This window comes from Streptomyces sp. NPDC102406 (assembly GCF_044765725.1).
In the GTDB taxonomy this organism is placed as follows: Bacteria; Actinomycetota; Actinomycetes; order Streptomycetales; family Streptomycetaceae; genus Streptomyces.
Window position 1 is genome coordinate 14631 of record NZ_JBIWKP010000014.1, and the last position, 25444, is coordinate 40074.

Genomic DNA, 25444 nt, shown 5'->3' on the forward strand with positions numbered 1-25444 from the left:
AGCCGACACACGTATGTCCGTGGAATCCAAGGATGTCCGGCGTCTGGACCGGGTGGTCATCCGGTTCGCGGGTGACTCCGGTGACGGGATGCAGTTGACGGGGGACCGGTTCACCTCGGAGACCGCGTCGTTCGGCAACGATCTGTCGACGCTGCCGAACTTCCCCGCCGAGATCCGGGCACCGGCCGGCACGCTGCCGGGGGTCTCCTCCTTCCAGCTCCACTTCGCCGACCACGACATCCTCACCCCCGGCGATGCCCCCGACGTGCTGGTGGCGATGAACCCCGCCGCGCTGAAGGCGAACATCGCCGACGTGCCCCGCGGCGCGGATGTCATCGTCAACACCGATGAGTTCACCAAACGGGCGATGGCCAAGGTCGGCTATGCCGTCTCCCCGCTGGAGGACGGCTCGCTGGACGGCTACCACCTGCACCCGGTGCCGCTGACCACGCTGACGGTGGAGGCCCTCAAGGAGTTCGCGCTCTCCCGCAAGGAGGCCGAACGCTCCAAGAACATGTTCGCCCTGGGCCTGCTGTCGTGGATGTATCACCGCCCCACCGAGGGCACCGAGAAGTTCCTGACGGCGAAGTTCGCCCGCAAGCCCGAGGTGATGAAGGCGAACCTGGCCGCGTTCCGTGCGGGCTGGAACTTCGGGGAGACCACCGAGGACTTCGCCGTCTCCTACGAGATCGCCCCGGCCACCACCGCGTTCCCCACCGGCACCTACCGCAACATCTCCGGGAACCTGGCGCTGGCCTACGGTCTGATCGCCGCCTCCCGGCAGGCGGATCTGCCGCTGTATCTGGGCTCTTATCCGATCACTCCGGCCTCGGACATCCTGCACGAGCTGTCCCGGCACAAGAACTTCGGGGTGCGCACCTTCCAGGCCGAGGACGAGATCGCCGGGATCGGCGCGGCGCTGGGCGCGGCGTTCGGCGGGTCGCTGGCGGTGACCACCACTTCCGGGCCCGGGGTGGCCCTGAAGTCGGAGACGATCGGGCTCGCGGTCTCCCTGGAGCTGCCGCTGCTGGTCATCGACATCCAGCGCGGCGGGCCCTCCACCGGCCTGCCCACCAAGACCGAGCAGGCCGATCTGTTGCAGGCGATGTACGGGCGCAACGGCGAGGCCCCGGTCCCCGTGGTCGCGCCGAGGACACCGGGGGACTGCTTCGATGCGGCGCTGGAGGCGGCCCGGATCGCGCTGGCCTACCGCACCCCCGTCTTCCTGCTCTCCGACGGCTACCTGGCCAACGGCTCCGAGCCGTGGCGGATCCCCGAGGTCGACGAACTCCCCGACCTGCGGGTGCAGTTCGCCACCGGCCCCAACCACACCCTGGACGATGGCACCGAGGTGTTCTGGCCCTACAAACGCGACCCCAAGACTTTGGCCCGGCCCTGGGCGGTGCCCGGCACCCCGGGCCTTGAACACCGTATCGGTGGGATCGAGAAGCAGGACGGCACCGGCAACATCTCCTACGACCCGGCCAACCACGACTTCATGGTCCGCACCCGCCAGGCCAAGATCGACGGCATCCAGGTCCCCGACGCCGAGCTCGACGACCCCACCAACACCGCCACCACTCTCGTCCTGGGCTGGGGCTCCACCTACGGCCCCATCACCGCCGCCGTCCGCCGCCTGCGCGCCGCCGGCGAGGAGATCGCCCAGACCCACCTGCGCCACCTCAACCCCTTCCCGCGCAACCTGGGCGAGGTCTTGCGGCGTTACGACAAGGTGGTGATCCCCGAGATGAACCTCGGCCAGCTCTCCCTGCTGCTGCGCGCCCGCTACCTGACCGACGTACGCCCCTACACCCAGGTCAACGGCATGCCGTTCAAGGTCGAGCAGCTCACCGACGTACTGGAGGAAGTCCTTCATGCCCACTGAACTCACCCTGCGGGCAAAGGACTTCAAGTCCGATCAGGAGGTGCGGTGGTGCCCGGGCTGCGGTGACTACGCGATCCTCGCCGCCGTCCAGGGCTTCATGCCCGCACTCGGCCTGGCCAAGGAGAACATCGTCTTCGTCTCCGGCATCGGCTGCTCCTCCCGCTTCCCGTACTACATGAACACCTACGGGATGCACTCCATCCACGGCCGCGCCCCCGCCATCGCCACCGGACTCGCCTCCTCCCGCCGCGACCTGTCCGTCTGGGTCGTCACCGGCGACGGCGACGCCCTGTCCATCGGCGGCAACCACCTCATCCACGCCCTGCGCCGCAACGTCAACCTCAAGATCCTCCTCTTCAACAACCGGATCTACGGCCTCACCAAAGGCCAGTACTCACCGACCTCCGAGATCGGCAAAATCACCAAATCCACCCCCATGGGCTCCCTCGACGCCCCCTTCAACCCCATCTCCCTGGCGCTCGGAGCCGAAGCCTCCTTCGTCGCCCGCACCATCGACTCCGACCGCACACACCTCACCGACGTCCTGCGCCAGGCCGCCGACCACCCTGGCACCGCCCTGGTCGAGATCTACCAGAACTGCAACATCTTCAACGACGGCGCCTTCGACGTCCTCAAGGACAAGCAGCAGGCCGAAGAAGCCGTCATCCGCCTCCAACACGGACAGCCCATCACCTTCGGCGCCGACGCCTCCAAAGGCGTCGTACGCGACCCCGCCACCGGCGACCTCACCGTCGTGGCCGTCACCGACGCCAACCGCGCCGACATCCTCATCCACGACGCCCACGCCACCTCCCCCACCACCGCCTTCGCGCTCTCCCGCCTCGCCGACCCCGACACCCTGCACCACACCCCCATCGGCGTCCTGCGCAACGTCAAACGCCCCGTCTACGACACCCAGATGGCCGACCAGCTCGACACCGCCGTCGAACAACACGGCAAGGGCGACCTCGCCGCCCTCCTCGCCGGCAGCGACACCTGGACCGTCATCGGCTGAGACGCACCCCGCGCTCCCGAGGACGGCGCTCAGACCTTGGCGCGCCGGATGTCGATGGCGCCGTGCTTGGTGCGGGCGCGGACCTGGACCGTGTCGTCGGTCCGCGCCGGGGCGCCCGAGCTGGTGAGGCTGTTGCGGACCTGTCCTGAGCCGGAGGAGACGTCGAGCCAGGCGGCGGTGCCCTCGCGGATGCCGATGTCGATCGAGCCGTAGGCCGTCTCCAACTGGACGGTGCCGCGGGCGACATCGGCCAGGCGCAGGGCGCCGTGCGCGGTGGTGGCGGTGACCGACGCCTCGGCGCGGTCGATGCTGATGTCGCCGTTGGCGCCGCTCACGCGCAGGTCGCCGAGGGCGGCGCCGACGGTCGTGGTGCCGTGCGAGTTCTTCAGGACGGCGGAGCCCTCGACGAGGCCGACGCGCAGGCTGCCGGTGCTGGTGCTGATCTCGGCCGCGCCCTCGACGCGGTCCACGGTGACCGAACCGTGCGACGCGGCCAGCTTCAGCGGGCCCGTCACATCGAAGCGGGCGTCGCCCGATGAGGTCCGTACGCTGACCTCGCCGAGCCGCCCCTCGCCGATCACCTGGGCCCAGGCGCCGGTCATGTCCACGCGTGAGCCGGCGGGCAGTTCGACCGTGACGTCGACCGTGCCGGTGCGGCCCACGAAGTAGCGCTGCTTGGGCGTGCGGACGGTCAGATTGCCGCCCGCGTACGTGACCTCGGTCTGCTCGGCGGCCCGTACGTCCTGGTCCTTCGTGGGGTTGCGGGGCCGGACCTCGACGACGGTGTCGGTGCGGTCGCCCGCGGTGAGCTGGAGGGAACCGGCCTCCACGCGGGCGGTGACCGTGATGGCTCGGGGGGTGTCGAACGATGGCATGGCGGTACCGTCCTCAAAGTCCTGGATGGCCGGATGGCCGGGGCGACCTGGGTGCAGGGTGGGATGCGCGGGGCGGCGCGGTGTCAGCGCACCCAGCCCTTGAGGCTGTGCCCGACGGCCTGGCTCTTCTCCGGGGTGCGGGGCCCGGCACCGCCGTCGACCGCGGCCGACACGGCACGCACCAGCCACGCGTTGACCGACAGGCCCTCGCGCCCGGCGGCCTCCTCGGCACGGGCCTTGAGGTGGGCGGGCAGGCGCAGGTTGACGCGGGCGGCGGCGCCCTCCTCGCCCTCCGCGGGCACGGGCGCCCGGAGCGGTTCGACGGGCGGGGCGGCCTGCGCGGCCTCGGCGTCGGACGGGGGCAGGGTCACCACGAAGTCGGGGTCGAGACCGCGCAGCCGTACGTCGACCGAGCCGGGCGCGAGCTCCCTGGTGATCTCGTCCATCGCGGCGGAGATCACGTTGAGCAGGGTCAGGCGGGTCGCCGACTCCAGGGGGGCGATGAGCCGCTCGGCCAGCTCGCGGGCTTCGTCGCCGCCGGCCTCGGCGGCCACGGCGAGTTCCCGGCGGAGGGTGTCGATATACGGCGTGAGGTCCATGATGCCATTATGGCGCCAAAATGGCATCATGCGCAAGTCGCGCTGATGCCATCCGGACGGGCCCGTACGGGCGCGCGGCGCTGTGCTCAGACGAACAGCGGCTGGGGGTTCAACTCCTCGTACGTCGTGGCTCGTCGGAGGCGACCCATGGTGACCGGCACATCGAACAGGCGGCCCGGCGCGAACCGGGACCAGAAGTGCCGCAGACCCGGCACGATCACCTTCACCACCGGCAGGCCCAGGTCGGGACGGAGCTGGTCGAGCACGAGCAGGTCCAGGCCCTTGGCGCGGACCAGCTCGGTGACGGCGTGCACGTCGTCCAGCAGATCGGGGCGGTAGGGGGTGTGCCAGTGCGCGGGCCCGCGCGGCGTCTCGCCCGGATCGGGCGTCAGGTAGGGCTGGTTGGCGAGCGTGGCGTGCTGCCACCAGTGCGCCGGCTCGGGGTCGTCGATCCGGTACCCGGACCCGTCGGGCAGCACGTCGCAGACCGCGGGCAGCAACTGCCCCATCTCGGTGAGCGCGCGGCGCAGGGCGATCCGCGGGTCGAAGTGGGCGCCGAAGCCGAAGATGACGTCCTCGGCGGGCTTGTCGCGGCGGCGGGAGAGCGCCGCCATGACGGGGATGCCGAAGTCGGAGGTCAGATCGAGGACCCAGAGGTCGCGGTGCACGCGCCCGTACCCGTCGCGCAGCCGCTGCACGTACGGCTCGTCGAAGGCGTCCAGGTCGACCGCGGGCTGCCGCGTGCGGTTGTACCACCACAGCGCGACCGCGTCCCGCTCGACGAGTTCGAGGAAGCCCTGGAGCAGCGCGTCCTCCGGGCTGCTGCCCGCGGCGTTGCCGTTCGAGTCGGCCCACAGGCCGTCGCCCGCCGCGGCGCCCGCCGCGGCGCCGCCGAAGTAGAGCATCGACGTCGGCAGCAGCCGCTGCGTCTGGTCGGTCAGCGACCACACGGGCGTCCAGTCGGTGGGGCGCGACTCGTCGAAGGGGGCGGTGACGTGCTGGAACCGGGAGTGGGCCGCGTTCCAGTGCTCCCGCTGCGCGAACTGCCGGTCCGCGTAGAGCTGGCAGTCGTTCGGGTGCACGGCCGCCGCGCCCAGGTCGTGGTAGGTGCCGCGGACCACCGGCTCGTCGCCGTGCCGGGTGCCGCTGTAGCGCTCCACCGCCTCGCACAGGGCGCTGGTGCGGGCCTCCGTCTCGGTGAGGCCCTTGCCGCCGCTGAGCGCCCGCAGTCCGGTGCGCAGCCCGGCGAGCGTCGCGGGACCCATCGCCAGGTTGTGCCCGGAGAGGTAGGAGGTGACGAAGTCGGGGCAGCCCGACGCCTGCCGGATCTCCTTGACGACACCGGTCACCGGGTTGACCAGATGGCTGTACGTGTCGAGCATCTGCCGCGCCGTCAGCGCCCGGTGCCCGCTTCCGTCGGTCACGGCCTTCGGGCGGGTGGCGGGCCTGAACGGGGCGCTCACCTGCCGGGCGACCAGCTCGCCGTCCCCGCACGCGGGGCACTGCGGGCGCCGGGTCACCGGGTGGGAGGCGGTGCGCAGGCGCGCCGTGTCGAGCGTACGGATGTGGCTCTGCTCCGGATCGCGCACCCCGGCCAGCCACTTCGCCGTCTCCAGGGCGGCGACGCCGACGGCCAGGGTGCGCCCGGCGGCCAGGGACGCGACGGGGCGGGGGAGCGGCCCGTCGAGCCCGAGGGCCCGCTGCACCGGCACCTCCGAACTGCGGTGCCCGCGCAGCCGTACGGAAAGGCAGTGCCAGCAGGGGCCGTCGGCGTCGGCAGGCCGGAAGACCGGGCCGACCCACGGGTCCGCGCCGCACAACTTCGCGAGCAGCCACGGCCGCCCGGTGGCGCGGTGCGCGGCGTCCACCGCGGCGAGTTCGGGGTCCAGGTAGTCGTCGCACACGACGAGCGTCAGGTCGGCGACGGTGCCGGGCGGGGCGATGGTCAGCCCCTCGTCACGGCAGGCCCGCACCACGGCGTCGGCCGCCACCCCGGGCAGCGCCTCGACGGCGACACTGGCGCCCGCGACCGCGGCGGCCGCACGGCCGCCGTCCAGGCCGATCAGGTCCCAGTACGCCTCGGCGGCCGGGTCGGCGCGGCGCGGCTCGGGCACCCCGAACCGCAGCAGGCCCGCCCGGTCCAGGGCGCGCAGCGCCGCCTCGGCGTCGGCGCCGCCGAGCACCGGGGAGGCCTCGCGCAGCACGGCCTGCGGGCTGCGCGTGCCGTCGAGGAGCGGCACCAGGACCTCGGCCTGCGGGCCGTGCAGCGCCGTGACGCCGCGCCGCGAGACCAGATACGCCGCGTCGTCCGGCAGGACCGTGGGGCGCAGATGACTCTTGAAACCCACCAGGACGTCGTGGTCCGCGTCGAGCACGGGGACCGCGTCCTCCCGTCCGTCGGAAAGCGTCATGCGTCGAGCCGCCCCACTCTCCGCGCGGCAGCCGGGACAGCGGCTTCGGCCAGGATGCAGAACGTGGAGAGCGCGACCATGTGGTCCCCCACCGAGTCGAGCTCCTCGATGACGAGGGCGGCCCGGGAGGGGCGCGTGGGAACGGTGCTGTCGGCGCCGGCGGTCTTCATCTGAAGTCCGGAGGAGAGCATGTTCATGGCAGTGTCATCCTTGTTCGGGGTGTGGAGTGGTGCCGTCCTGTGCGGTTCCTTGCGGGCCGTGCTCGCTTGCTGTGCGCTTCCGAGGAAGATTCTGCGAAGTCCGCCCGGCCGCGCCCAGTGCCGGTGTCATCACTGGGAGATGAAGAACTCATGTGGTCCTCAAGTGGTTCTTTAAGGCTCCGCTTGATCACGGTGATCCGGGGACGGCGCGTGGTTACGCTCGCGGCACCAGCGCCCCTGTCCTGTACGGGGCGTACGCGAGGAAGTAGGCCCTTGTGAATGCCGTCACCGCCGCCCCGCCCTACGGCCGGGTACTCCGGCTCGACGAGCTGCTGGAGATCGCCCGCGTCCACGAGGACGACGTGGACCACGTCCTGTTCATGGCAGCGCACCAGTCCTGCGAGATCCTCTTCGCCGTCGCCCTGCGCCACCTGGAGGAGGTCCGCGCGGCGCTCGACGCGGGCGACGCCGACCTGACCGTGCGCCGGGCCACCCCGCTGCCGCGGCTGATGTCCACCCTGACCGGCCACTTCGACGTGCTCGCGACCCTGACCCCGGCCGCCTTCGAGGACATCAGGGCCGCGCTCGGCGACGCGAGCGGCTTTCAGTCCGCGCAGTGGCGCGAGATCGAGTTCCTGTGCGGCCTGCGTGACGCCCGCTACCTGAGCACGGCCGGTTTCACCGCACGCGACCGGGCCCGGCTCGAAGCGCGGATGGCGGAGCGCTCGGTGGCCGACGCCTACCACGACTTCGCCGCCGCCCACCCGGACCGGGCCGCCGCCGAGCGGGCCCGCCTCGCCCTCCTCGCCTTCGACGAGGCCGCCGCGGTCTGGCGGGCCCGGCACGCGGTGCTCGCCGAGCGCTTCCTCGGCACCGCCGTGGGCACCGCAGGCTCCGAGGGCGCGGGCTACCTGTGGCGCGCCGCGCTGCGCCGGGCGCTGCCCGAGGTCTGGACGCCGGTGTCGTGACCGGCTCCGAGGCCGCCGTCAGCCCCGCGCACGCCACCGACCTCGACCGGGAGTACTCGCCCAGTTCGCGCGTCACCGACCTCGACGTCCACCTCGCGCGCTACGCCACCGACAGCGCCCGGGCCCGCGCCGATCTCCCCGCCCACCTGGACCTGCCCTGCGGCCCGCTGCCCGAGCAGCGCCTCGACCTGTTCCCCGCGCCCGACCCGCACGCCCCGCTCCACGTCTTCGTGCACGGCGGCTACTGGCAGGAGCTCAGCAAGGCCGAAGCGGCCTTCGCCGCCCGGGACTTCGTGGCCGCGGGCATCTCCTTCGCCGCGCTCGGCTACGGGCTCGCGCCCCGCCACCGGCTGCGCGCCCTCACCGCCTCCGTCGGCGACTCCCTGCGCCGCATCGCCACCGGCCGCGCCCGGCTGCCCGTCACCCCGCGCGCCGTACACCTCGGCGGCCACTCCGCAGGCGCCCACCTCGTGGCGAGCGCCCTCCTCGACGCGGCCGACCGCGACGAGCCGGGCCTGTTCGCCTCCGCGACGCTGATCAGCGGGGTCTACGACCTCGAACCCCTGCGGCACACCTACGTCAACGACGCCCTCGGCATGGACGCCGCCGAGGCCGGCGAGTGCAGCCCCCTGCGCCGCCTGCCCGCCGCCCTGCCCCCGCTCGTCGTCGCCCTCGGGGCGAACGAGACGGACGCGTTCGCGGCGCAGCACCGCCGTTTCGTCGCCGCCGCGCGCGCGGGCGGCACCGACGTCACCGACCTCGTCGTCCCCGGCCGCCACCACTTCGACCTGCCCTTCGACCTCGCGGACCCGGCCACGGCCCTGGGCGCCGCGACCCTGGCACGGATCCGGTGCGACACCCGCTGATCGAGGGGCTGTTGCCGCCGTACGCCGCCGGGGCCGAGGCCCGTGCCGACGTCGGCGACGACACCCTGCACCCGCGGGAACGGGCCGCGATCGCCGGCGTGGGCGAGGGACGGCGCCGCGAGTTCACCACGGTCCGGCACTGCGCCCGCTCCGCCCTGACCGCGCTCGGCCACGCCCCCGCGCCGCTGGTCCCGGACGCCCGGGGCGTACCGAGCTGGCCCGACGGGGTGGTGGGCAGCATGACGCACTGCCGCGGCTACCGGGCCGCGGTGGTGGCGCACCGCCGCGACGTGGGCGCGGTGGGCCTGGACGCCGAGCCGTCGCGCCCGCTGCGCGAGGGGGTGCTGCACGCCGTCGCGCTCCCCGAGGAGCGGGAGAGGCTCGCACCGCTCGCCGCCTCGCACCCCGGGCTCGACTGCTGGGACCGGCTGTTGTTCTGCGCGAAGGAAGCCGTCTTCAAGGCGTGGTTCCCGGCCACCAGGACCGAACTGACCTTCCGGGACGTCGCCGTCGTCCTCGACGCGGCGGGCCGCACCTTCCACGCCACCGTCCTGCCCGCCCCGGGCCGTGACCTCCCCGGCCGCGACGCCCCCGGCCGCACCTTCCACGGGCGCTGGCTCGCACGGGACGGGCTCCTGGTGGCCGTCGCCCTCGCGGCCGGGCGCCTCTGACCGGCGAGTTTCGGCCCGGGCTTAAGGGCGTCGCGCAGACGGCCCCGCCGTTCCTACGCTGGCGCCGCCCGGAACTCCGCGCCGGCGCCCCGTCCGCCCGCCCGCCCGTCGCCACCCCAGGAGCAGTCATGGCCCACGTACCCCATCCCAGCTCGGTGTCCGGCGCGGTGCGCCCCGTCGCGGACCCCTCGGTCCTGCACATGATCGTCCGGCACGCGCGGACCCGGCCCGACGCCGTGGCGGTGCGCTCGGCCGAACAGGCCCTGACCTACGGCCAGTTGTGGCGCCGTACGCTCGTGGTCGCGGCGGCCCTGAAGGAGACCGGCGTCGGCGCGGGCGACCGGGTGGCACTCATCGCGGCCCGCACCCCGGACACGGTCGCGGGCGCCCTCGCCGTGATGGCCCTCGGAGCGGCGTACGTCCCGATCGACCCCGAGCACCCCGGGGAGCGCACCGCCGCCGTCCTCGCCGGAGCGGCCCCCACCGCGCTGCTGCACGCGGGCCACGACCCGCGAGCGCCCCTGCCCGCACCGCGGCCCGCCCACCCCGCCCCGCCGCGCATCGACATGGCCGCCCTGCCGGACGCCGCCGCCCCCGACCTGAGTGGCTCGCTGCCCGGCCCCGAGACCATCGCGTACGTCGTGTTCACCTCCGGCTCGACCGGCACGCCCAAGGGCGTCCAGGTGCCGCACGCCTCCCTCGCCAACTACGTCTCCTGGTGCGGTGACCTGGTCGGTCCCGATGGCACCGGCAGCCCCCTCTTCGGCAGCCTCGGCTTCGACCTCGCCCTGACCTCGCTGTGGGTGCCGCTCGCCCAGGGCCGCACCGTCGAGGCGGTCGCCGGGCTGTGGGACCAGGAGACCCTGTTCGGCGAGCGCGCGCAGAAGTACACGTTCGTGAAGATGACCCCGTCGCACGCCCGCTTCTTCGACGTCCTCGCGGAGCCGCCCCGCTACGACCGGGTGACGCGGCTGCTCATGTTCGGCGGCGAGGGCCTCGACCCCGCGCTCATCGCCTCCCTCGGCGACCGCCTCGACGGGGTCCGCCTCGTCAACCACTACGGCCCCACCGAGACCACCGTCGGCTGCTGCGCGCTGCGCTTCGACCGGACGACGGTGCCCGCGACACCGACCGTGCCGATCGGCCGGCCCGCCTGGAACACCCGCGCCTACGTCGTCGACGACCAACTGCGCCCCGTCCCGCAGGGCAGCCCCGGCGAACTGGTCATCGCCGGCCGGGCGGTCGCGGCCGGCTACCTCGGCCCGCAGCCGTCGGGAAACCGGTTCCTCGACGAGTCCGAGCTCGGCGGCCCGGCCGGGCGCGCCTACCGCACGGGCGACGTGGTGGAGCTGCGCCCCGACGGCACCCTGCTCTATCTCGGCCGCGGGGACGACCAGTTGAAGGTCAACGGCCACCGGGTCGAACTCGGCGAACTGCGCCACCACGTGCTGTCCGTGCCGGGCGTCGCCGACGCCGCGTTCGACATCGTGCGCGGCCCGGTCGACTCACTGGAACTGTTCGTCCGCCCCGCCGCCCCGGCCGGCGCCGCCGGCCTGCCCACCGCCGTCCGCTCCGTGCTCGCCTCCGTGCTGCCCTCGGCCCTGGTGCCGGAGACCGTGCACACGGTGGCGGAGATCGTCGTCAACGCCAACGGCAAATGCGACCTCGCGGCCACGAGGTCACGCGTGGCCTGACGGCCCCGCCGCCGGGCAGGGCCGTACACGTCAGCAAGTGGTCAGCGTTTCGTCAGCGCGGGTCGAGATCCTCGACGAGCCCGGAGGTCACGCACGAGGACCCCGGGCCATCGAAATCCGACATGACCTGGAGTGTGCGACGTGGCGAACCCCTTTGACGACCCGGACGGAACCTTCCTCGTACTGGTCAACGACGAGGACCAGCACTCCCTGTGGCCCGCCTTCGCCGAGCGCCCCGCCGGCTGGACGGTCGCCCTCGGCGAGAGCCCGCGCGACACGGCGCTCGCCTACGTCGAGGAGCACTGGACCGACCTGCGCCCGCGCAGCCTGCGCGAGCCCGCCGCCGACGCTCCGGCCGCCTGACGAGACCGGCCGGCCAGGGCGAGGAAGCAGGGTGTCAGCGGTGAAATGGGCGATCGAGGCCGAAGGCCTGTGCAAGCGGTACGACGGGCGCCCGGCGCTCGGCGGCGTCGATCTGGCGGTGCCCCCCGGCACCGTCCTCGGCCTGCTCGGCCCGAACGGGGCGGGCAAGACGACCACCGTCAGGATGCTGGCGACCCTGCTCGCGCCCGACGGCGGCCGGGCCGAGGTGGCCGGACACGACGTGGTGCGCGAACCGGCCGAGGTGCGGCGCCGCATCGGCCTCGCCGGGCAGTACGCCGCGGTGGACGACATGCTCACCGGGCGGGAGAACCTGGTCCTCATCGGCACCCTGGCGCACCTGGGCCGGCGCGCCGCGCGGACCCGGGCGGGCGAACTGCTCGACCGGTTCGAACTGGCCGGCGCCGCCGACCGCCCGGCCCGCACCTACTCCGGCGGGATGCGGCGCCGCCTCGACCTCGCCGCCTGCCTGGTGGCGACCCCGTCCGTGCTCTTCCTCGACGAGCCGACGACCGGACTCGACCCGGTCAGCCGCTCCCAACTGTGGGACGCCGTCAAGGAACTGGTCGCCGACGGTGTGACCGTGCTCCTGACCACGCAGTACCTGGAGGAGGCCGATGTCCTCGCCGACCGGATCGCGGTCATCGACACCGGCCGCGTCATCGCCGAAGGCACCCCCGAGGAGCTGAAGCGCAAGGCGGGCGAGGAACGTCTTGAGGTCGCGCTCACCCGGCCGGACACCGTGGCACGCGCCGCCGACGCGCTGCGCCGCGTCTCGCCCGGCGAACCCACCGTGGACACCGCCGACAGCACCGTGTCGATCGTCCTCAGCGACGGCATGGAGAGCATCGAGAGCGCCGCGGCGGCACTGCGCCAGGCGCACGTGTCCGTCGCCGACTTCACCCTGCGCAGACCCACCCTCGACGACGTCTTCATCTCCCTGACCGGCAAGTCGGCCTGACCTCGCACGACCACGCACCACCACGCACGACAACGGGGGGCATCCCGATGCAACGTATCCACTTCACCCCTGCCGACTTCGCCCGGGTCCGGCTCCGCACCAGCGCCGGGCCGCTCGTGGAGAGCGCCTTCGCCCACGGGCTGCTCGGGCGCGGCGTCGGCGCGCCCTACGCCCGCTGGCGCAGCCAGGTCGGCAAGCGGCTCACCCAGTGGCCGCTGCCCCTGACCGGCGGCAGCGCCACCCCCGGCCTCGACGGACTGCTCGACCTGATCGAGCGCAGCGGGCGCCGCGTCAGCACCGAACCGCACACCGGGCAGGGGCCGCCCGAGCCGCCCTTCCACCCGGCCGCCGGTGACCTGTCCCAGGTGTGGCGGGCCGCCGTGGCCCCGTACTGGGAGCATGTGCTCGGCTATCTCGACGCCGAGTGCGAGGCCCGCGGCCGGGTCCTGATGGCCGGCGGCGCCGAACTGCTCCTGGCCACCCTGCACGCGAAGATCACCTGGCGGTCCCCGGTCCTGGAGATCCACGACGGCCCCGACGAGGACATCCGCCTCGACGGCCGCGGCCTGGTCCTCACCCCGTCCGTCTTCCTCGCCCACCGCCCCGGCCGCGTCACCCGCCGCCTCGCGGAGAGCGGCCCGGTCGTCCTCGCCTTCGCCGCGCCGCCCGACCCCCGCCAGGCGGCGGCGCTGTGGGACGAGCCCGACGACAGCGGCCAGTCGCTCGGCGCGCTGGTCGGCCAGACCAGGGCCGCCGCGCTGCACGCCCTGCGCAGCAGTTGCACGACAGGCCAGCTCGCGGACCGCCTCGGCATCTCGGCGGCCGGCGCCAGCCAGCACACCGCGGTCCTGCGCCGGGCGGGCCTCATCACGACCCGCCGCATCCGCAACACGGTCCTGCACACCCTGACCCCGCTCGGCCTGGCCCTCCTCAAGGGCATGACCCCGCGCCCCGCACCCACGACCACGATCCGCGTCCCCGTCCCGACCGTCCCCGTTCCGACCGTGCCCGGCGTCAGCGTCCCGATCCGGCGCAGCCGGGCCGCGGCGGCCTGAGAACCCGCCTCCAGCACCACGTGGGCCGCGATGCCCGGCACGGATCTCCGTGCCGGGCATCGCGGCCTTCCGCGTCGAGGGGGGGGTCACTCCTTGATGCCCGCCATGTCCCCGGGCCGTCCCCGCAGCACCGCACCGGCCGCGAGCAGCGTCGTCGTGAGTGTCAGCGCCGCCGCTCCGGCCAGCACCACCACGAGGACCCACGGGGAGCCGCCGGGCAGGGCCGTGCCGAGGACGCTCATGCTGAGCGGCACCAGCGTCGCGCCCGCGACCAGGAGACCGAGGACGATACCGGCCAGCGCCACCAGGGACGCCTCGACCGTCATCATCTGGAGGACCTGGCGGCGGGTGGCCCCGATCAGCCGTTGCAGCATGAACTCCTTGCGCCGCTCGGTCGTCGCGAGGACCTGCGTGTTGATCAGGGCGAGCGTCGCGTACCCGACGACGACGCCGAGGACCAGGTACGCCATCCATGCCTGGGTGTCGTTCGCGTCGGCCTGCGCCGCCTGGAGGACCTCCGTGCCGGCCACCTGGAGACCGGGCTGGTCCTTCCCCAACTTGCTGAGGGACGCCGCCAGTTGACCCTTGTCCGTGCCGTCGGTCGCGCTCACCATGATCTGCGGTACGAGCCCGCCGTCGGTGTGGCCGACGAGCACCGACGCCGGGACGAGCGCGGTCTCGTAGCCGCGCCGACCGTCGACGGTGGCCACCAGCTTCAGCTTGACGTGGCTGCCGTCGCCGAGCCGCATCGGGACCAGGTCGCCGAGCTCGTGGTCCTTCGCGTACGCGGCGGGCAGTGCCACGGAGTCGCCGCGCAGCGCGCTCAGCGTGCCGCTCGCCGCGTGGAACGCCGTGGTGCGGTCCAGGCCCTGCGGCGTGACGCCCTGCATCGACACCTCGGTCGGCTGCGGGCCCTTGTCCTCGCCCTCGCTGGGCCGCATCGGCTCGTCCGGCTCCAGATAGCCCGTCGTCGGGATCTGCGCGGACGCCGCCGCCACCCCGGGCTGCTCGCGGATCGTGTCCACGAGGTCGAGCGGGAGCCCGCCGGAGGCCGAGGTGACCACGACGTCGGCGCGCAGGTTCTCCTCGAACGCCCGATCGGCGCCGTCGGACTGCGTGGTCTGCATGTAGATGAGGCCGACCGCGAGGCCGCTCGCCAGCATCACCGGCATCACCGCCGACGCGAGACGGGCGGTGCGCGCCCGCGCGTTGTGCGCGGCGAGTTCACCGGCCAGCCCGGACACCTTCCCGACGGGGCGGCGCAGCACGGCCACCATGCCCCGTACGACGACGGGCCCGAGGAGGCCGAACGCCGCGGCCCAGACCATCGCCGCCGGAGTGGCGACCCCGGCCGCGTCAGGGCCTGCCGAGCCCGCGGTCCCCCAGGCGAGGGCGGCGCCCCCGACCAGGCACAGCAGACCGACGATGAGGCGGAACGCGCTGAACCAGCGGCGCTGCAGGGTCGCCTCGGCCAGCGCCTCGGTGGGCCGGGTGCGGGCGGCTGCCTGCGCCGCGATGTACGCGGAGCCGATCGCGGTGAGCAGCGCCGTGGCCACCCCGATGACGACGGGGACGGAACCGGCCCGGAACGCGATCGACTCGGGCACGACGCCCGCGTCGGCGAACGCGCTCAGCAGCCAGCGCCCGAACGGGGGCCCGGGGATGGTCGCGAGGCCGGTGGCGACGACCGCGAGGAAGAGGGTCTCGCCGAGGATGAGGCGGCGCAACTGCCCCGGCGTCGTACCGATCGTGCGCAGCAGCGCCATCTCGCGCTGCCGCTGCTGGATGGAGAGGCCGAGCGTGCTGGCGACCACGAAGACGGTGACCATCGCCGACAGTCCGCCGAACGCGGCGGCCAGCGGGATCAGGTCGCTGCCGTCGGCGATGACGCCAGGGTCCTCGGCGCGACCGCGGTCGTCCCCGGTGAGCACGGTGACGGGCGCGCCGTCGACGACCTCACGGACGGCGGACGCCACGTCCCGCGCGTTCGCGCCGGAGGCGGGGAAGACGCCGATGTTGTCGGTCCTGCCGACGCGGTCCGCGGCCGTGGCGGCTTCGGCGTCCGCCAGGAAGACGTCGCCGCCGTCGTCGGGGCCGGTGGCGAGGCCCGAGACCCGGTAGCTCTTCTCGGTGCCGTGCACGAGGAGTTCGATCCGCTCGCCGCTCTTGAGCCCCGTACGCCCCGCGAGCTTCTCGCCGAGGACGATCTGGTCGTCCGCGGCGGGCGCGGTGCCGTCGGTGAGCTTGTACGGGGACAGCTTGGCGGAGGACCAGCCGTGGCCGGTGACCTGGCCGCCCCGGCCGAGTGCGGCGGGGAACGAGATGTCCTGGACCGCCGACCCGACCCCCGGGACCTTCGCGATCTTCTCGGCGAGGGCGGCGTCCATGTGCAGGCGCTCGGGGAAGACCAGCTCCTGCTGGGTGTACTCGTAGCGCTGGTCGCCGGTGACGACGATCGGCGCGGCGGCGAGCCGGTGCGGCGGCGCCGCGTTGTGGATGCCGGTCTCCAGGAGGCCCCCGGAGCCGATGACGATGACGGCGCCGAAGAACAGGGCCAGGAACGAGGCGATGAAGCCGCCCTTGTGGAAACGTAAGGTGCGCAGCGCGATCCGGATCATCGGCGCACCCCGTGTCCGGTCTGGAGCGCGAACGGGTCGCCCCACGTGCCCAGTTCCTGCATCTGCTCCGTGACCTGCTCCACGGTGGGGCGCTCCAGGGAGCCGATCAGCCGACCGTCGGCGAGGAAGACGACGCGGTCCGCGTAGGCGGCGGCCACCGGGTCGTGGGTGACCATCACGATGGTCTGGCCCACCACGTCCACGGACTGCCGCAGCAGGGTGAGGACCTCGGCGGCGGTCCGGGTGTCGAGGGCGCCCGTCGGCTCGTCGCCGAAGATCACCGCGGGCCGGGTGACGAGCGCCCGCGCGATGGCGACGCGCTGCTGCTGGCCGCCGGAGAGCTCGCCCGGACGGCTGCGCCGCTTGTCGGTCAGGCCGACCTGTGCGAGGACCTCGTCGACGACGGCCTTCTTGGGGCGGGTGCCCGCGAGACGCAGCGGCAGCGTGACGTTGTCGACCACGTTCAGCGCCGGCAGGAGGTTGAAGGCCTGGAAGACGAAGCCGATGCGCTCACGGCGGAACTTGGTCAGGGACTTCTCCCGCAGCGAGGCGAGGTCCACACCGTCCAGGTGCACCGCTCCCGAGGTGGGCCGGTCGAGACCGGCGGCGCAGTGCAGGAACGTGGATTTGCCGGACCCGGAGGGGCCCATGACGGCGGTGAACGTACCCCTCTCCAGGCCGATGCTGACGTTGTCGAGTGCCGTCACGCGGTTCTTCGTGCCGCCGTAGAGACGGCTGACGGCGTCGAGCCGGACGACCGGCTGGGCATGCGGGTCCTGTGTCCCGTTCATGGGTGTCCTTAATGCCTGGGAAAGGGGTGGCTGGTCGGGGTGCGGGGCGCGGGCCGGGAGGCCGGCGCCCCGCACCGGGAGGATCAGGTGACTGCGGGCCAGGCGGCGAAGGTCCGCAGCCCGTACAGGAGGGGTGGGAGCTCGCTCGGTGTGCGGATGCCGCGCACCCGCCCGTAGACCGTCACGTGGTCACCGACCCGCTGGGTGAGGGAGACGGTGCAGTCGGCGATCGTGTGCGCGTCCCGCGACAGATGCGGTCCCGCGCCCTCGGGTCTTCGGTCCCAGGGCGTGACGCGGAACCGCTCGGGGTCCCCCGAGGCGAACAGCTCGGCGACGTCCCGCGCGTCCTCGTGCAGCAGGTTCACGGTGAACTCGCCCGAGGCGAGGACCGCTTGCAGGGTGGGACTGCCCTCGCGCAGGCACACCAGGAGGGTCGGCGGGTCGAGCGCGACGCTGCACACCGACGAGCACGTCATCCCGCGCGGTGTGCCGTCGAGGTCCTCCGCGGCGATCACGGCGACCCCGGTGGGGAAGCTGCTCATCATCGCGCGGAAGTCGCCGGAGGGTGCCGTCCGCGCGGCGGGGGCCGTCGTGGCCGTCGTGGTCGGGTAGGTGGTCTGGGTCATCGGGTACCGCCTTCTGTCGCCGCCGCGACCAGGTCGCCGGCGGGAACGGGCACGGGGCGGCTCGCGCCGCGGTCGAGGAGGCCGAGCAGCGGGCCCGTCGCGGCGGTGGTGGCCACCGCCATCAGGGTCAGCGCGAGCGCCAGCGGAGCGGTGAGCACTCCCGCGCTGAGTCCGGCCTGGAGCACGATCAGTTCGGTCAGTCCGCGCGCGTTCATGAGCACGCCGATGCGTCGGGAGTCCGCGCGCCGTTCACCCGCGAGGCGCGCCCCGGCGTAGGCACCGAGCCCCTTGCCCGCACAGGCGAGCACGATCGTGACGGCGAGCAGCGTCCAGGAGAGCTGGGAGAACGCCTTGTTGAGCACGGTGATCCCGGTGACCACGAAGAACGCGGGCACCAACGCGCGCCCGGCGCGGCTCAGGGACGCCACCACCGGGGTCCAGGGGGTGTGTTCGCCCGCCGGGAGTGCGAGGCCCACCAGGGCGGCGCCGAGGATGGCCGTCATCCCCAGGTGTTCCACGGTCAGCGCCAGCGCGAGCGCCACCGAGCCGAGGGCGACGGTCGCGGTCCGCGGCAGCCGCGCGCACAGGCGCGCCACCGAAGGCACCCGCACGCCGTGGCGCACGGCGAGCGCGCCCGCCGCACCGAGGCCGAGGGCCAGGAAGGAGTGCACGACGCCGGACGCGCTGCCCGCGCCGAGCCCGATCGCGACCATGCACAGCAGCCAGCCGACCGAGTCGATCACGACGGCGGAGGCCAGGGCGAGCCGTCCCGTCGGGGTGTCGCTCAGCCCCCGGTCGGCCAGGATGCGCGCCAGGACGGGTACGGCCGTGATGGACAGGGTGACGGCGACCATGAGCACGAACGCGGTGAGCGGGGCGTCCCCGCGCACCACCGGGTCGCCTTCGACGAGCACGTAGCCGGCGAGCAGGGCCCCCGCGAACAGCGGCGGCACCAGCGCTCCGGCCGCCACCCACAGGGTGGGGCGCCCGGCGACGCCGGCACCGGCCCGCAGCTCATGGGCGAGCCCGACCAGGAACAGCACGAGACCGATCTTGGAGATCCACTTCAGCGCCTCCAACTGGGTGCCGGGCAGCACCGTGTCGAAGACGTCCTGGCCGAACAGATGGAGGACGACGGGACCGGCGGCGAGTCCGACGACGGTCTCCCCGATCACCTCCGGCTGGCGCAGTCGGCGTGCGGCGGCCCGGCCCGCACGGGCGAGCAGCAGGACCGCACCGAGCAGGACGGCCAAGTGCACTGCGTGGCGCGACAGTTGTAGAAGATCCATGGCGCGGCACCTTTCGGCCGTCGGGACTCAGTGCTGCGCGGCGAAGTAGTCGTAGGCGTTGGGCAGCGTCTCGACGAGGCGGCGCGTCTTGTCGCGGATCGCCGCGAACTCGCGCTCCGCCGGGCCCGGGTCGGCCAGGTCGAGGGCGGGGGAGTGGTGCACGTCGATGCCGCCCATGCCGAGCAGGACGCACATGTACGAGTAGGGCGGCAGGCCGTGGTAGTAGGGGTAGACCGACTCGGAGTCGGGGAGCTGGTTCTTCCACATCTCGATGCGGGCCGCCAGCTCCTCCGGTATGGGGCGGGTCTTCGCGTCGCGCCAGTACTGGGTGTCGTTGCGCTTGGCCGCGACGTAGTGCAGGACGAGGAACTCCCGTACGCCGTCCATGACATGGGCGACCGAGTCGTTGTACAGCTTGCGCTGGACGGGGTTCCAGGTCTCGTCGGGGAAGTGCTTGGCGAGCTGCTCGATGGCGTGGTGGATGAAGAAGATGCCGGTGGACTCCAGGGGCTCGACGAAGCCGCTGGAGAGGCCGATCGCCACGCAGTTGTTGACCCAGGAGTTCTCGCTGCGGCCGACGCGCATCTTGATGTGGTTGGCCTCGACGTCGGCCGCGGCCGGGCCGACGAACTCGCGCAGGGTGCGCTCGGCCTCCTCCGGGGACAGGTAGTCCTTGGCGTACACGTAACCGGTGCCGATCCGGCCCATCAGCGGGATCGTCCAGATCCAGCCGGCGTCCTGGGCGGTGGCGGTGGTGCACGGCAGGATGCCGCGGGCCTTCATGTCCTGCGGCACCTGGAGGGCGACCGCGCTGTCGTTGGGCAGGGTGTCCGCGTAGGAGATGAACGGGGTCTCCAGCGCCTTGTTGATCAGCATGCCGCGGAAGCCGGTGCAGTCGACGAACAGGTCACCCTCGATGAGGCCGTGCTCGGCCGTGCTGACGCCGGAGATCCAGCCCCGCTCGTCGAGCTCGACCTTCTGGACGTCGTCCGTGATGTGGGTGACGCCGCGCTCCACCGAGTACTTCGACAGGTATTTGGCGAGCAGCGCCGCCTCGAACTGATACGCGTAAGGGAACTGCGTCTTGCCCTGGTGCTCGGTCATCGTCAGGCCCTGCATCTCGTCCGCGCCCTCGTCGAAGGGCTGGTCGATCAGGGTGCCGTCCAGGTGGCGCGGGCTGAGCCCGGCGTCGATGACCGACGGCATCACGAAGCAGTCCTTGTCGAACCGGTCCGTGGGGCCGTTCTTCAGCCACCAGTCGGTCAGCGGGAACCCGTTGACCGAGCGCATCTGCTCGAACGGGTGGTAGAAGTAGTGGCCCTTCTCCCGCCAGTTCTCGAAGCGCACCGCGAGCTTGTACGTCGCGTTGCACGCCGGCATCCAGTCCTTCTCCTTGAGCCCGAGGAACTCGAAGAAGTGCCGGATGTCGCTGAAGGTGGCCTCACCGACGCCGACGGCGCCGACCGTGCCGGACTCCACCAGGGTGACATCGATACGATCCCCGAAAGCGGCCTTGAAGTACGAGGCTGTCATCCAGCCCGCTGTTCCGCCGCCGACAATCACAAGTCTGTTGAGCATGAGGTGACTCCTGTTCGCTGACCGACTTCCCGTACACGGGAGGAGCCTAGGAATCGGGGCGGGCGCGCGACAGGTGATTAAGTCAGCGCTGAAAAACGCACGTGGAATCGGTTCCGTGTGGCTGCGGGCCCGGAAAGTCCCGGCGTCAGCGGACCGTCAGTGAGGTTCGGAATTATGCCCGTGTGCGCCGCACCCCAGCAAGGGGGCATACCACGCGGGCGTCCGCGGGCGACGCGGATGGTATTTCCCCCGACCGGTGGACCCGGGCGATATTTGGGCCCTTCAACCGACGAGTACGGGGACGTGGCCCAATGGACATACAGATTCTCGGTTCTGTTTCTGTGCGGTACGGCAACCGGCAGCACGTGGTGGTGTCGAAGCGCCTGACGGCGATCCTCGCCCTGCTGGCCCTGGATCCCGGCCGCACGGTCCCGGCGGACCAACTGGAGGACGAGCTGTGGGCGGGGCGCACCCTCGCCAATGCCCGCAACGCGCTCCAGGCCGGCGTCGGCCGGCTGCGCAAATACCTGGAGTCGATCACCGGACAGCGCGGCGACGAGCTGATCCGCACCGTCGGCGGCGGCTACCAACTCGTCGTACCCGCGACCCTGGTGGACGCCCACCGCTTCCGTGAGCAGGCCCGCAGCGGCGCCGCCCTGGTGGCGAGCGATCCGGCGCTGGCCGCCGTCGTCTTGGACGAAGCCCTCTCGCTGTGGCGCGGACCCGCTCTCCAGGACGCCCACGACGGCCTGCGGGTGCGGATCGCCGCCGCCGACCTGGAGGAGCGGCGCATCACGGCGTACGAGGATCTGACCACCGCACGCCTGGCGGTGGACCCGCAGCGGATCTCCCTGCCGGAGCTGCGCGCGACCGCCGCCGAACACCCCGAACGGGAGCGGCTGAGCGAACTGCTGATGCTGGCGCTCTACCACGCGGGCCGGCAGGCCGAGGCGCTTGAGGTGTTCCACCGCGCGCGCCGCCGCCTCGCCGAGGAAATGGGTCTGGAACCGGGCCGCGCATTGCACCGCGCGTATCAAGCCATTCTCCGCCAGGACGCCCTGCTCGGCGAACCCCGGCAGGTTCTCGCCCATCGCTGACACCGTTCTGACGTGCCGCTGAAGGCCCGCTGAGGAAGGGTTGCCCTCACTCCGGCCGCCATTACCGTGGATCGACAGAGGAATCCCCGCCCGCCCCGGCCCCGCGCTTTTCCCGCGGGGATGCGGAATCGGGCGGAATCCTATGTCTGCTCGGTAGTGAGGCGGCTCATGGACATCGAATTACGGCATGCGCGGATCGTCGTCACCATCAGCGAATCCGGCAGCATCTCCCGCGGCGCGGGTGAACTCAATCTCCCGCAGCCGAGTCTCACCGCCCAGCTCAAACGCATCGAGAAGGCCGTGGGCGGCGACCTGTTCGTGCGCTCCCGCAGCGGTGTCACGCCGACGCCGCTCGGCGAACGCCTCATCCCGATGCTCGGCGACCTCGTACGGCGCGCCGACGAGGTCATCGCCCAGGCGAACTTCGCCACCGTCGGACAACTGCGCCTGGGCAACACCGAATGGACCCCGCCCGCCCTCGGCGACGCCCTCCAGAGCGTGCTGCCCGGCACGGCCGTGGCCACCGAGACCTTCTCGCCCGCCGCCGCGGTGGCGGGCGTGCGCCGGGGCGCGCTCTCCGTGGCCCTGGTGCCGGGCCCGGCCCGCCTGTCCGACCCGGCCGGCGCCGCCCTCGGCAGCACGGTCGTGGTGCGCGAACCGGTCTGGCTCGCGCTGCCCGCGCAACGGGAGCGGGCCCGGGACACCTGGGTGCGTTACTCGCGGGAGCACTGGCTGCACCCCGTCGAGGAGCGGCTGCTCGCCGGGCGCGGCCGGGGCGGGCCCGTGAAGGTGCTGCACCACGTCAGCACCCAGCGCGAGGCGATGGCCTGGGTGCGCGACAGCGGTGCCGCCGCGCTGACCACCCCCTCGGGGGCCACCCCCGACATCCGGCTGACACCGCTCGCCGACACCGAGTTCGTCGAGATGCTGCTGGTGTGGCGGCGCGGCGCCGTCACCGAGCTGACCCTGCGCCGGCTCGTCCGCGCGGTCCGCGCCTACTACTGCGCGTACGCCCGCACGATCCCCCACTACTGGCAATGGCTGATCGCCCACCGCGCGGACCTCCCCGAGCTCCAGCAGTTCCTGCCGGAGAGCGCGGGCACCGACGAGAGCGCGGACCTCAGGTCAGAGCCTGTCAGTGGGTGGTCAGCGGCTCGTCAGTGAATGGTCAGCGGGGTCCGACAGCATCGTTGACATGACAACGACGAATGAACTGAACGCCACGGACCGCGACCGGATCAAAGAGATCATCTGCGACATCCTGGAGATCGAACCCGAGGACATGACCGACACGAGCCGCTTCAAGGAGGACCACGAGGCGGACTCCATGGGCGCCATCGAGATCCTCTCCCAGTTGGAGCGCGCCTTCGGCACCGACATCGACCAGGCGGAGCTGTCGCGCATGGTCCACCTGGACGGCGTCGTGACCGTGGTCGGCGAGGCCGTCACGGCCAAGCTCGCCCGGGCCAACTAGCCACCGCGCCCGACGGATGCGACGGGAGCGCAAGGTGAACGACGACGAGCAGCGGCCGCGCCGGGTGGTCATCACCGGACTCGGCACGGTCACCAGCATCGGGCTCGGGGCCCCGGCCTTCCTGGACGGACTGCGGTCGGGCCGCAGCGGGGTCAAGCCCATCACGGCGTTCGACACGACGGGTTTCGCGCACGCCAACGGGTGCGAGGTGGCCGATTTCGTGCCGGGCGACTGGATCCACCACATCGACCCGCGGGAGCTGGGCCGAGCCACCCAGTTCTCCGTGGCGGCGGCCAACATGGCCGTGGCGGACGCCGGACTGAGCGCCCAGGACCTGCGCGAGCGCAGGATGCTGGTCTCGGTCGGCACCACCGACGCGGAGTCCCGCGACCTCGACACCCTGGTCGGCATCCAACTGACCGAGGGGCCCGAGCAGTTGCCGCCCGGCGTCGCCCGCAGGGCGCAGGCCGGGCGCCTGTCGAGCTCCATCGTCAGGGAACTGGGTCTCGTCGACGTGGAGGCCCTGACCATCCCGACCGCCTGCGCCGCGGGCAACTACGCGATCGGCAGCGGCTTCGACGCCATCCGGCACGGCGAGGTGGAGGCCGCGCTGTGCGGCGGCGCCGACGCCGTCTGCCGCAAGACGTTCACCGGTTTCTACCGGCTCGGCACCATCGCCCCCGAGGTGTGCCAGCCCTTCGACAAGGACCGCAAGGGCATCCTCACCGGCGAGGGCGCCGGCGTCCTCCTCCTGGAGAGCCTGGACTCCGCCCTGGCCCGCGGCGCCCGGATCTACGCCGAAGTCCTCGGCTACGGCCTGAACTGCGACGCCCACCACCCGGTGGCGCCCGACCAGGACAGCCTCGCCCGCTGCATGGAGGTCGCCCACCGCAACGCGGGCGTCGACCAGGACGACATCGACTTCATCTCCGCGCACGGCACGGGGACCCGGGCCAACGACGTGACGGAGGCCGGCGCCATCCGGCAGGTCTTCGACACCCCGCCGCCCACGGTCTCCATCAAGTCGATGATCGGCCACTCCATGGGCGCGGCCAGCGCCCTCGCCGCGGCGGCCTGCGCCCTCGCCATCACCGAGGACTTCATCCCGCCGACCGTCAACCACCGCGAGACGGACCCGGAGTGCGGCCTCGACTGCGTACCGAACGAGGCACGCCCGGCCGAACTGAACGTCGTGCAGAACAACGCCCTCGCCTTCGCGGGCAACAACGCGGTGCTGATCCTCGGCCGCATGAACCGCCCGCGGCGTACAGCACCCCTAGAGGAGGTCGCGTGATGCCGCTCGTCATCTCCGCCTGGTCGGCGATCTCCCCCTACGGCGTGGGCAACGCGCCGCTGAGCGAAGGGCTCGCCGAGGGCCGCGACACCGTGGCCGACCTCGACCGCGACACGTACGAGGTCCCCTTCCGGCAGGCCGCGCTCGTGCCGGACTTCAGCGCCGCCACCTACGTCGGCAAGAAGGGCACCCGGACCATGGACCGGGTGACCGCCCTGGCCGTCACCGCCGTGGGCGGCCTCGTCGGCGCGATCGCCGAGGAACTGGCGGCCCGCCCCGAGCAGACCGCCCTGGTCCTCGGCACCGGCTCCGGCAGCGTCCAGAGCATCATGGACTTCACCAAGGACTCCCTGTCGGGGGAGCGCCCCTACCACGTGGAGCCCGCCCGCTTCCCGAACACCGTGATGAACCGGGCGGCGGGACAGAGCGCCATCTGGCACCACATCAAGGGCCCCAACACGACCGTCGCGGGCGGCTCGCTGACCGGCCTGCTCGCGCTCAGCTACGCCCTGCGGCTGCACCGCGGCGGCCACTGCGCGCGCGTCCTGTGCGGCGCGGCCGAGGAGTTCTCCACCCAGCGCGCCTGGCTGGAGTGGCACGGCCGGGCCGAGGAGGAACGCGAGAGCCCGCTCGGCGAGGGCGCCGCCGTCTTCCTCGTCGAGACCGCCGAGGACGCCGCCGCGGCGGGCCGCACCGCCCTGGCCCGCGTCGGGGCCGCACGCTTCCGCGCCTACCAGGAACCGGACGGCGCCCGGGAGGCGCTCACCGCGTGTGTGCGCACCGCCCTGGACGCGGCAGGGGTGACACCCGACTCCGTCCGCTTCGTGGCCCCGCTCGGCGGCGGCGGGAAGCTCGCCGCCGAGGAGGAACAGGCGGTCACCGACGCCCTGCCCGGCGCGCACCCGCACTGGACACGGCTGCGCGAACACGTCGGCGACACCTCGGCCGCCGCCACCTCGCTGCAACTGGCCGCGATCCTCGCCACCGCCGGGGAGCAGGGCCTTCGCCCCGGCGAAGCGGCCCTGGTGACCGGCATGGAACGGGACGGCCAGGTCGGCTGCGCCGTACTCGTCGGCACCTGACCCCGCCCCCTTCC

The 25444-nt window shown here is 72.9% G+C and carries 23 protein-coding genes; 14 read left to right on the forward strand and 9 right to left on the reverse strand.

Annotation, left to right across the window (positions count from 1 at the left end; genetic code table 11):
- The first annotated feature begins 13 nt into the window (after nucleotides 1-13).
- Together ACIRF8_RS33835 and ACIRF8_RS33840 are read left to right on the forward strand one after the other, a co-directional pair.
- Nucleotides 14-1885 carry a 2-oxoacid:acceptor oxidoreductase subunit alpha gene (locus tag ACIRF8_RS33835; protein WP_404221330.1) on the forward strand — a complete coding sequence of 624 codons (1872 nt, stop codon included), beginning with the start codon at nucleotides 14-16 and terminating at the stop codon, nucleotides 1883-1885.
- On the forward strand, nucleotides 1875-2900 hold the full coding sequence (locus tag ACIRF8_RS33840) for a 2-oxoacid:ferredoxin oxidoreductase subunit beta (RefSeq protein WP_404221332.1): 1026 nt from the start codon (nucleotides 1875-1877) through the stop codon (nucleotides 2898-2900). Before ACIRF8_RS33835 ends, ACIRF8_RS33840 begins: the two co-directional genes overlap by 11 nt.
- A gap of 29 nt (nucleotides 2901-2929) precedes the next feature.
- Here the strand turns inward: ACIRF8_RS33840 and ACIRF8_RS33845 are convergent, their stop codons facing one another.
- The 4 genes from ACIRF8_RS33845 to ACIRF8_RS33860 all read right to left on the reverse strand — a co-directional run bounded on the left by ACIRF8_RS33845 (nucleotide 2930) and on the right by ACIRF8_RS33860 (nucleotide 6982).
- Entirely contained in the window at nucleotides 2930-3775 is an 846-nt protein-coding gene (locus ACIRF8_RS33845) for a DUF4097 family beta strand repeat-containing protein (RefSeq protein WP_404221335.1), read from the reverse strand.
- Between the two features lie 83 nt (nucleotides 3776-3858).
- Complete coding sequence (locus ACIRF8_RS33850; RefSeq protein ID WP_404221337.1) at nucleotides 3859-4374, reverse strand: hypothetical protein; 516 nt, start codon at nucleotides 4372-4374, stop codon at nucleotides 3859-3861.
- Between the two features lie 86 nt (nucleotides 4375-4460).
- Nucleotides 4461-6785 carry a TOMM precursor leader peptide-binding protein gene (locus ACIRF8_RS33855; RefSeq protein WP_404221339.1) on the reverse strand — a complete coding sequence of 775 codons (2325 nt, stop codon included), beginning with the start codon at nucleotides 6783-6785 and terminating at the stop codon, nucleotides 4461-4463.
- Nucleotides 6782-6982 carry a hypothetical protein gene (locus ACIRF8_RS33860; protein WP_404221341.1) on the reverse strand — a complete coding sequence of 67 codons (201 nt, stop codon included), beginning with the start codon at nucleotides 6980-6982 and terminating at the stop codon, nucleotides 6782-6784. The genes ACIRF8_RS33855 and ACIRF8_RS33860 overlap by 4 nt, the downstream gene beginning before the upstream one ends.
- A 278-nt stretch (nucleotides 6983-7260) precedes the next feature.
- On the opposite strand from ACIRF8_RS33860, the gene ACIRF8_RS33865 reads away from it, so the two are divergent.
- From ACIRF8_RS33865 to ACIRF8_RS33895, 7 genes are all read left to right on the forward strand, one after another.
- Nucleotides 7261-7953, forward strand: a complete 693-nt coding sequence (locus ACIRF8_RS33865) for a tryptophan 2,3-dioxygenase family protein (RefSeq protein WP_404221343.1) — start codon at nucleotides 7261-7263, stop codon at nucleotides 7951-7953.
- Nucleotides 7950-8819 carry an alpha/beta hydrolase gene (locus tag ACIRF8_RS33870; RefSeq protein WP_404221346.1) on the forward strand — a complete coding sequence of 290 codons (870 nt, stop codon included), beginning with the start codon at nucleotides 7950-7952 and terminating at the stop codon, nucleotides 8817-8819. The genes ACIRF8_RS33865 and ACIRF8_RS33870 overlap by 4 nt, the downstream gene beginning before the upstream one ends.
- A complete protein-coding gene (locus ACIRF8_RS33875; protein WP_404221348.1) occupies nucleotides 8804-9490 on the forward strand; it encodes a 4'-phosphopantetheinyl transferase in 687 nt (228 codons plus the stop codon). Before ACIRF8_RS33870 ends, ACIRF8_RS33875 begins: the two co-directional genes overlap by 16 nt.
- 128 nt (nucleotides 9491-9618) lie before the next feature.
- Complete coding sequence (locus tag ACIRF8_RS33880) at nucleotides 9619-11184, forward strand: amino acid adenylation domain-containing protein (protein WP_404221351.1); 1566 nt, start codon at nucleotides 9619-9621, stop codon at nucleotides 11182-11184.
- Nucleotides 11185-11325: 141 nt separating this feature from the next.
- Nucleotides 11326-11547, forward strand: coding sequence for an MbtH family protein (locus ACIRF8_RS33885; protein ID WP_404221353.1), 222 nt, complete (start codon nucleotides 11326-11328; stop codon nucleotides 11545-11547).
- A 40-nt stretch (nucleotides 11548-11587) separates the two neighbouring features.
- Nucleotides 11588-12526: an ATP-binding cassette domain-containing protein gene (locus ACIRF8_RS33890; RefSeq protein ID WP_404221550.1), complete on the forward strand. Its 939-nt coding sequence runs from the start codon at nucleotides 11588-11590 to the stop codon at nucleotides 12524-12526.
- A gap of 47 nt (nucleotides 12527-12573) precedes the next feature.
- Complete coding sequence (locus ACIRF8_RS33895) at nucleotides 12574-13581, forward strand: ArsR/SmtB family transcription factor (RefSeq protein ID WP_404221355.1); 1008 nt, start codon at nucleotides 12574-12576, stop codon at nucleotides 13579-13581.
- An 86-nt stretch (nucleotides 13582-13667) separates the two neighbouring features.
- Here the strand turns inward: ACIRF8_RS33895 and ACIRF8_RS33900 are convergent, their stop codons facing one another.
- The 5 genes from ACIRF8_RS33900 to ACIRF8_RS33920 all read right to left on the reverse strand — a co-directional run bounded on the left by ACIRF8_RS33900 (nucleotide 13668) and on the right by ACIRF8_RS33920 (nucleotide 20483).
- Nucleotides 13668-16199, reverse strand: a complete 2532-nt coding sequence (locus ACIRF8_RS33900; protein ID WP_404221358.1) for an FtsX-like permease family protein — start codon at nucleotides 16197-16199, stop codon at nucleotides 13668-13670.
- The gene (locus ACIRF8_RS33905) at nucleotides 16196-16990 is read right to left on the reverse strand and encodes an ABC transporter ATP-binding protein (protein WP_404221360.1); all 795 of its coding nucleotides are present in this window, start codon (nucleotides 16988-16990) and stop codon (nucleotides 16196-16198) included. The genes ACIRF8_RS33900 and ACIRF8_RS33905 overlap by 4 nt, the downstream gene beginning before the upstream one ends.
- Nucleotides 16991-17073: 83 nt before the next feature.
- Nucleotides 17074-17616 carry a flavin reductase family protein gene (locus ACIRF8_RS33910; protein ID WP_404221362.1) on the reverse strand — a complete coding sequence of 181 codons (543 nt, stop codon included), beginning with the start codon at nucleotides 17614-17616 and terminating at the stop codon, nucleotides 17074-17076.
- Nucleotides 17613-18905 (reverse strand): cation:proton antiporter, encoded by a 1293-nt coding sequence (locus ACIRF8_RS33915; protein WP_404221364.1) that lies wholly within the window; start codon nucleotides 18903-18905, stop codon nucleotides 17613-17615. The genes ACIRF8_RS33910 and ACIRF8_RS33915 overlap by 4 nt, the downstream gene beginning before the upstream one ends.
- A 27-nt stretch (nucleotides 18906-18932) precedes the next feature.
- The gene (locus ACIRF8_RS33920) at nucleotides 18933-20483 is read right to left on the reverse strand and encodes a tryptophan halogenase family protein (RefSeq protein WP_404221367.1); all 1551 of its coding nucleotides are present in this window, start codon (nucleotides 20481-20483) and stop codon (nucleotides 18933-18935) included.
- 311 nt (nucleotides 20484-20794) lie between these two features.
- Here ACIRF8_RS33920 and ACIRF8_RS33925 point away from each other — a divergent pair, with 311 nt between their 5' ends.
- The 5 genes from ACIRF8_RS33925 to ACIRF8_RS33945 all read left to right on the forward strand — a co-directional run bounded on the left by ACIRF8_RS33925 (nucleotide 20795) and on the right by ACIRF8_RS33945 (nucleotide 25430).
- A complete protein-coding gene (locus ACIRF8_RS33925) occupies nucleotides 20795-21580 on the forward strand; it encodes a BTAD domain-containing putative transcriptional regulator (protein ID WP_404221369.1) in 786 nt (261 codons plus the stop codon).
- Nucleotides 21581-21748: 168 nt separating this feature from the next.
- The gene (locus ACIRF8_RS33930; protein ID WP_404221371.1) at nucleotides 21749-22744 is read left to right on the forward strand and encodes a LysR family transcriptional regulator; all 996 of its coding nucleotides are present in this window, start codon (nucleotides 21749-21751) and stop codon (nucleotides 22742-22744) included.
- A 31-nt stretch (nucleotides 22745-22775) separates the two neighbouring features.
- Entirely contained in the window at nucleotides 22776-23054 is a 279-nt protein-coding gene (locus ACIRF8_RS33935) for an acyl carrier protein (protein ID WP_404221374.1), read from the forward strand.
- A 16-nt stretch (nucleotides 23055-23070) separates the two neighbouring features.
- A complete protein-coding gene (locus tag ACIRF8_RS33940) occupies nucleotides 23071-24348 on the forward strand; it encodes a beta-ketoacyl-[acyl-carrier-protein] synthase family protein (RefSeq protein WP_404221376.1) in 1278 nt (425 codons plus the stop codon).
- Nucleotides 24348-25430 carry a beta-ketoacyl synthase N-terminal-like domain-containing protein gene (locus ACIRF8_RS33945; protein ID WP_404221378.1) on the forward strand — a complete coding sequence of 361 codons (1083 nt, stop codon included), beginning with the start codon at nucleotides 24348-24350 and terminating at the stop codon, nucleotides 25428-25430. The genes ACIRF8_RS33940 and ACIRF8_RS33945 overlap by 1 nt, the downstream gene beginning before the upstream one ends.
- Nucleotides 25431-25444: the final 14 nt, after the last annotated feature.

Bases quoted from the DNA above. Each gene is read 5' to 3' on its own strand.
- ACIRF8_RS33835 (WP_404221330.1), top strand. From the start codon at position 14: ATGTCCGTGGAATCCAAGGATGTCCGGCGTCTGGACCGGGTGGTCATC.
- ACIRF8_RS33840 (WP_404221332.1), top strand. From the start codon at position 1,875: ATGCCCACTGAACTCACCCTGCGGGCAAAGGACTTCAAGTCCGATCAG.
- ACIRF8_RS33845 (WP_404221335.1), bottom strand. From the start codon at position 3,775: ATGCCATCGTTCGACACCCCCCGAGCCATCACGGTCACCGCCCGCGTG.
- ACIRF8_RS33850 (WP_404221337.1), bottom strand. From the start codon at position 4,374: ATGGACCTCACGCCGTATATCGACACCCTCCGCCGGGAACTCGCCGTG.
- ACIRF8_RS33855 (WP_404221339.1), bottom strand. From the start codon at position 6,785: ATGACGCTTTCCGACGGACGGGAGGACGCGGTCCCCGTGCTCGACGCG.
- ACIRF8_RS33860 (WP_404221341.1), bottom strand. From the start codon at position 6,982: ATGAACATGCTCTCCTCCGGACTTCAGATGAAGACCGCCGGCGCCGAC.
- ACIRF8_RS33880 (WP_404221351.1), top strand. From the start codon at position 9,619: ATGGCCCACGTACCCCATCCCAGCTCGGTGTCCGGCGCGGTGCGCCCC.
- ACIRF8_RS33895 (WP_404221355.1), top strand. From the start codon at position 12,574: ATGCAACGTATCCACTTCACCCCTGCCGACTTCGCCCGGGTCCGGCTC.
- ACIRF8_RS33900 (WP_404221358.1), bottom strand. From the start codon at position 16,199: ATGATCCGGATCGCGCTGCGCACCTTACGTTTCCACAAGGGCGGCTTC.
- ACIRF8_RS33905 (WP_404221360.1), bottom strand. From the start codon at position 16,990: ATGAACGGGACACAGGACCCGCATGCCCAGCCGGTCGTCCGGCTCGAC.
- ACIRF8_RS33910 (WP_404221362.1), bottom strand. From the start codon at position 17,616: ATGACCCAGACCACCTACCCGACCACGACGGCCACGACGGCCCCCGCC.
- ACIRF8_RS33915 (WP_404221364.1), bottom strand. From the start codon at position 18,905: ATGGATCTTCTACAACTGTCGCGCCACGCAGTGCACTTGGCCGTCCTG.
- ACIRF8_RS33920 (WP_404221367.1), bottom strand. From the start codon at position 20,483: ATGCTCAACAGACTTGTGATTGTCGGCGGCGGAACAGCGGGCTGGATG.
- ACIRF8_RS33925 (WP_404221369.1), top strand. From the start codon at position 20,795: ATGGACATACAGATTCTCGGTTCTGTTTCTGTGCGGTACGGCAACCGG.
- ACIRF8_RS33930 (WP_404221371.1), top strand. From the start codon at position 21,749: ATGGACATCGAATTACGGCATGCGCGGATCGTCGTCACCATCAGCGAA.
- ACIRF8_RS33935 (WP_404221374.1), top strand. From the start codon at position 22,776: ATGACAACGACGAATGAACTGAACGCCACGGACCGCGACCGGATCAAA.
- ACIRF8_RS33940 (WP_404221376.1), top strand. From the start codon at position 23,071: ATGCGACGGGAGCGCAAGGTGAACGACGACGAGCAGCGGCCGCGCCGG.
- ACIRF8_RS33945 (WP_404221378.1), top strand. From the start codon at position 24,348: ATGCCGCTCGTCATCTCCGCCTGGTCGGCGATCTCCCCCTACGGCGTG.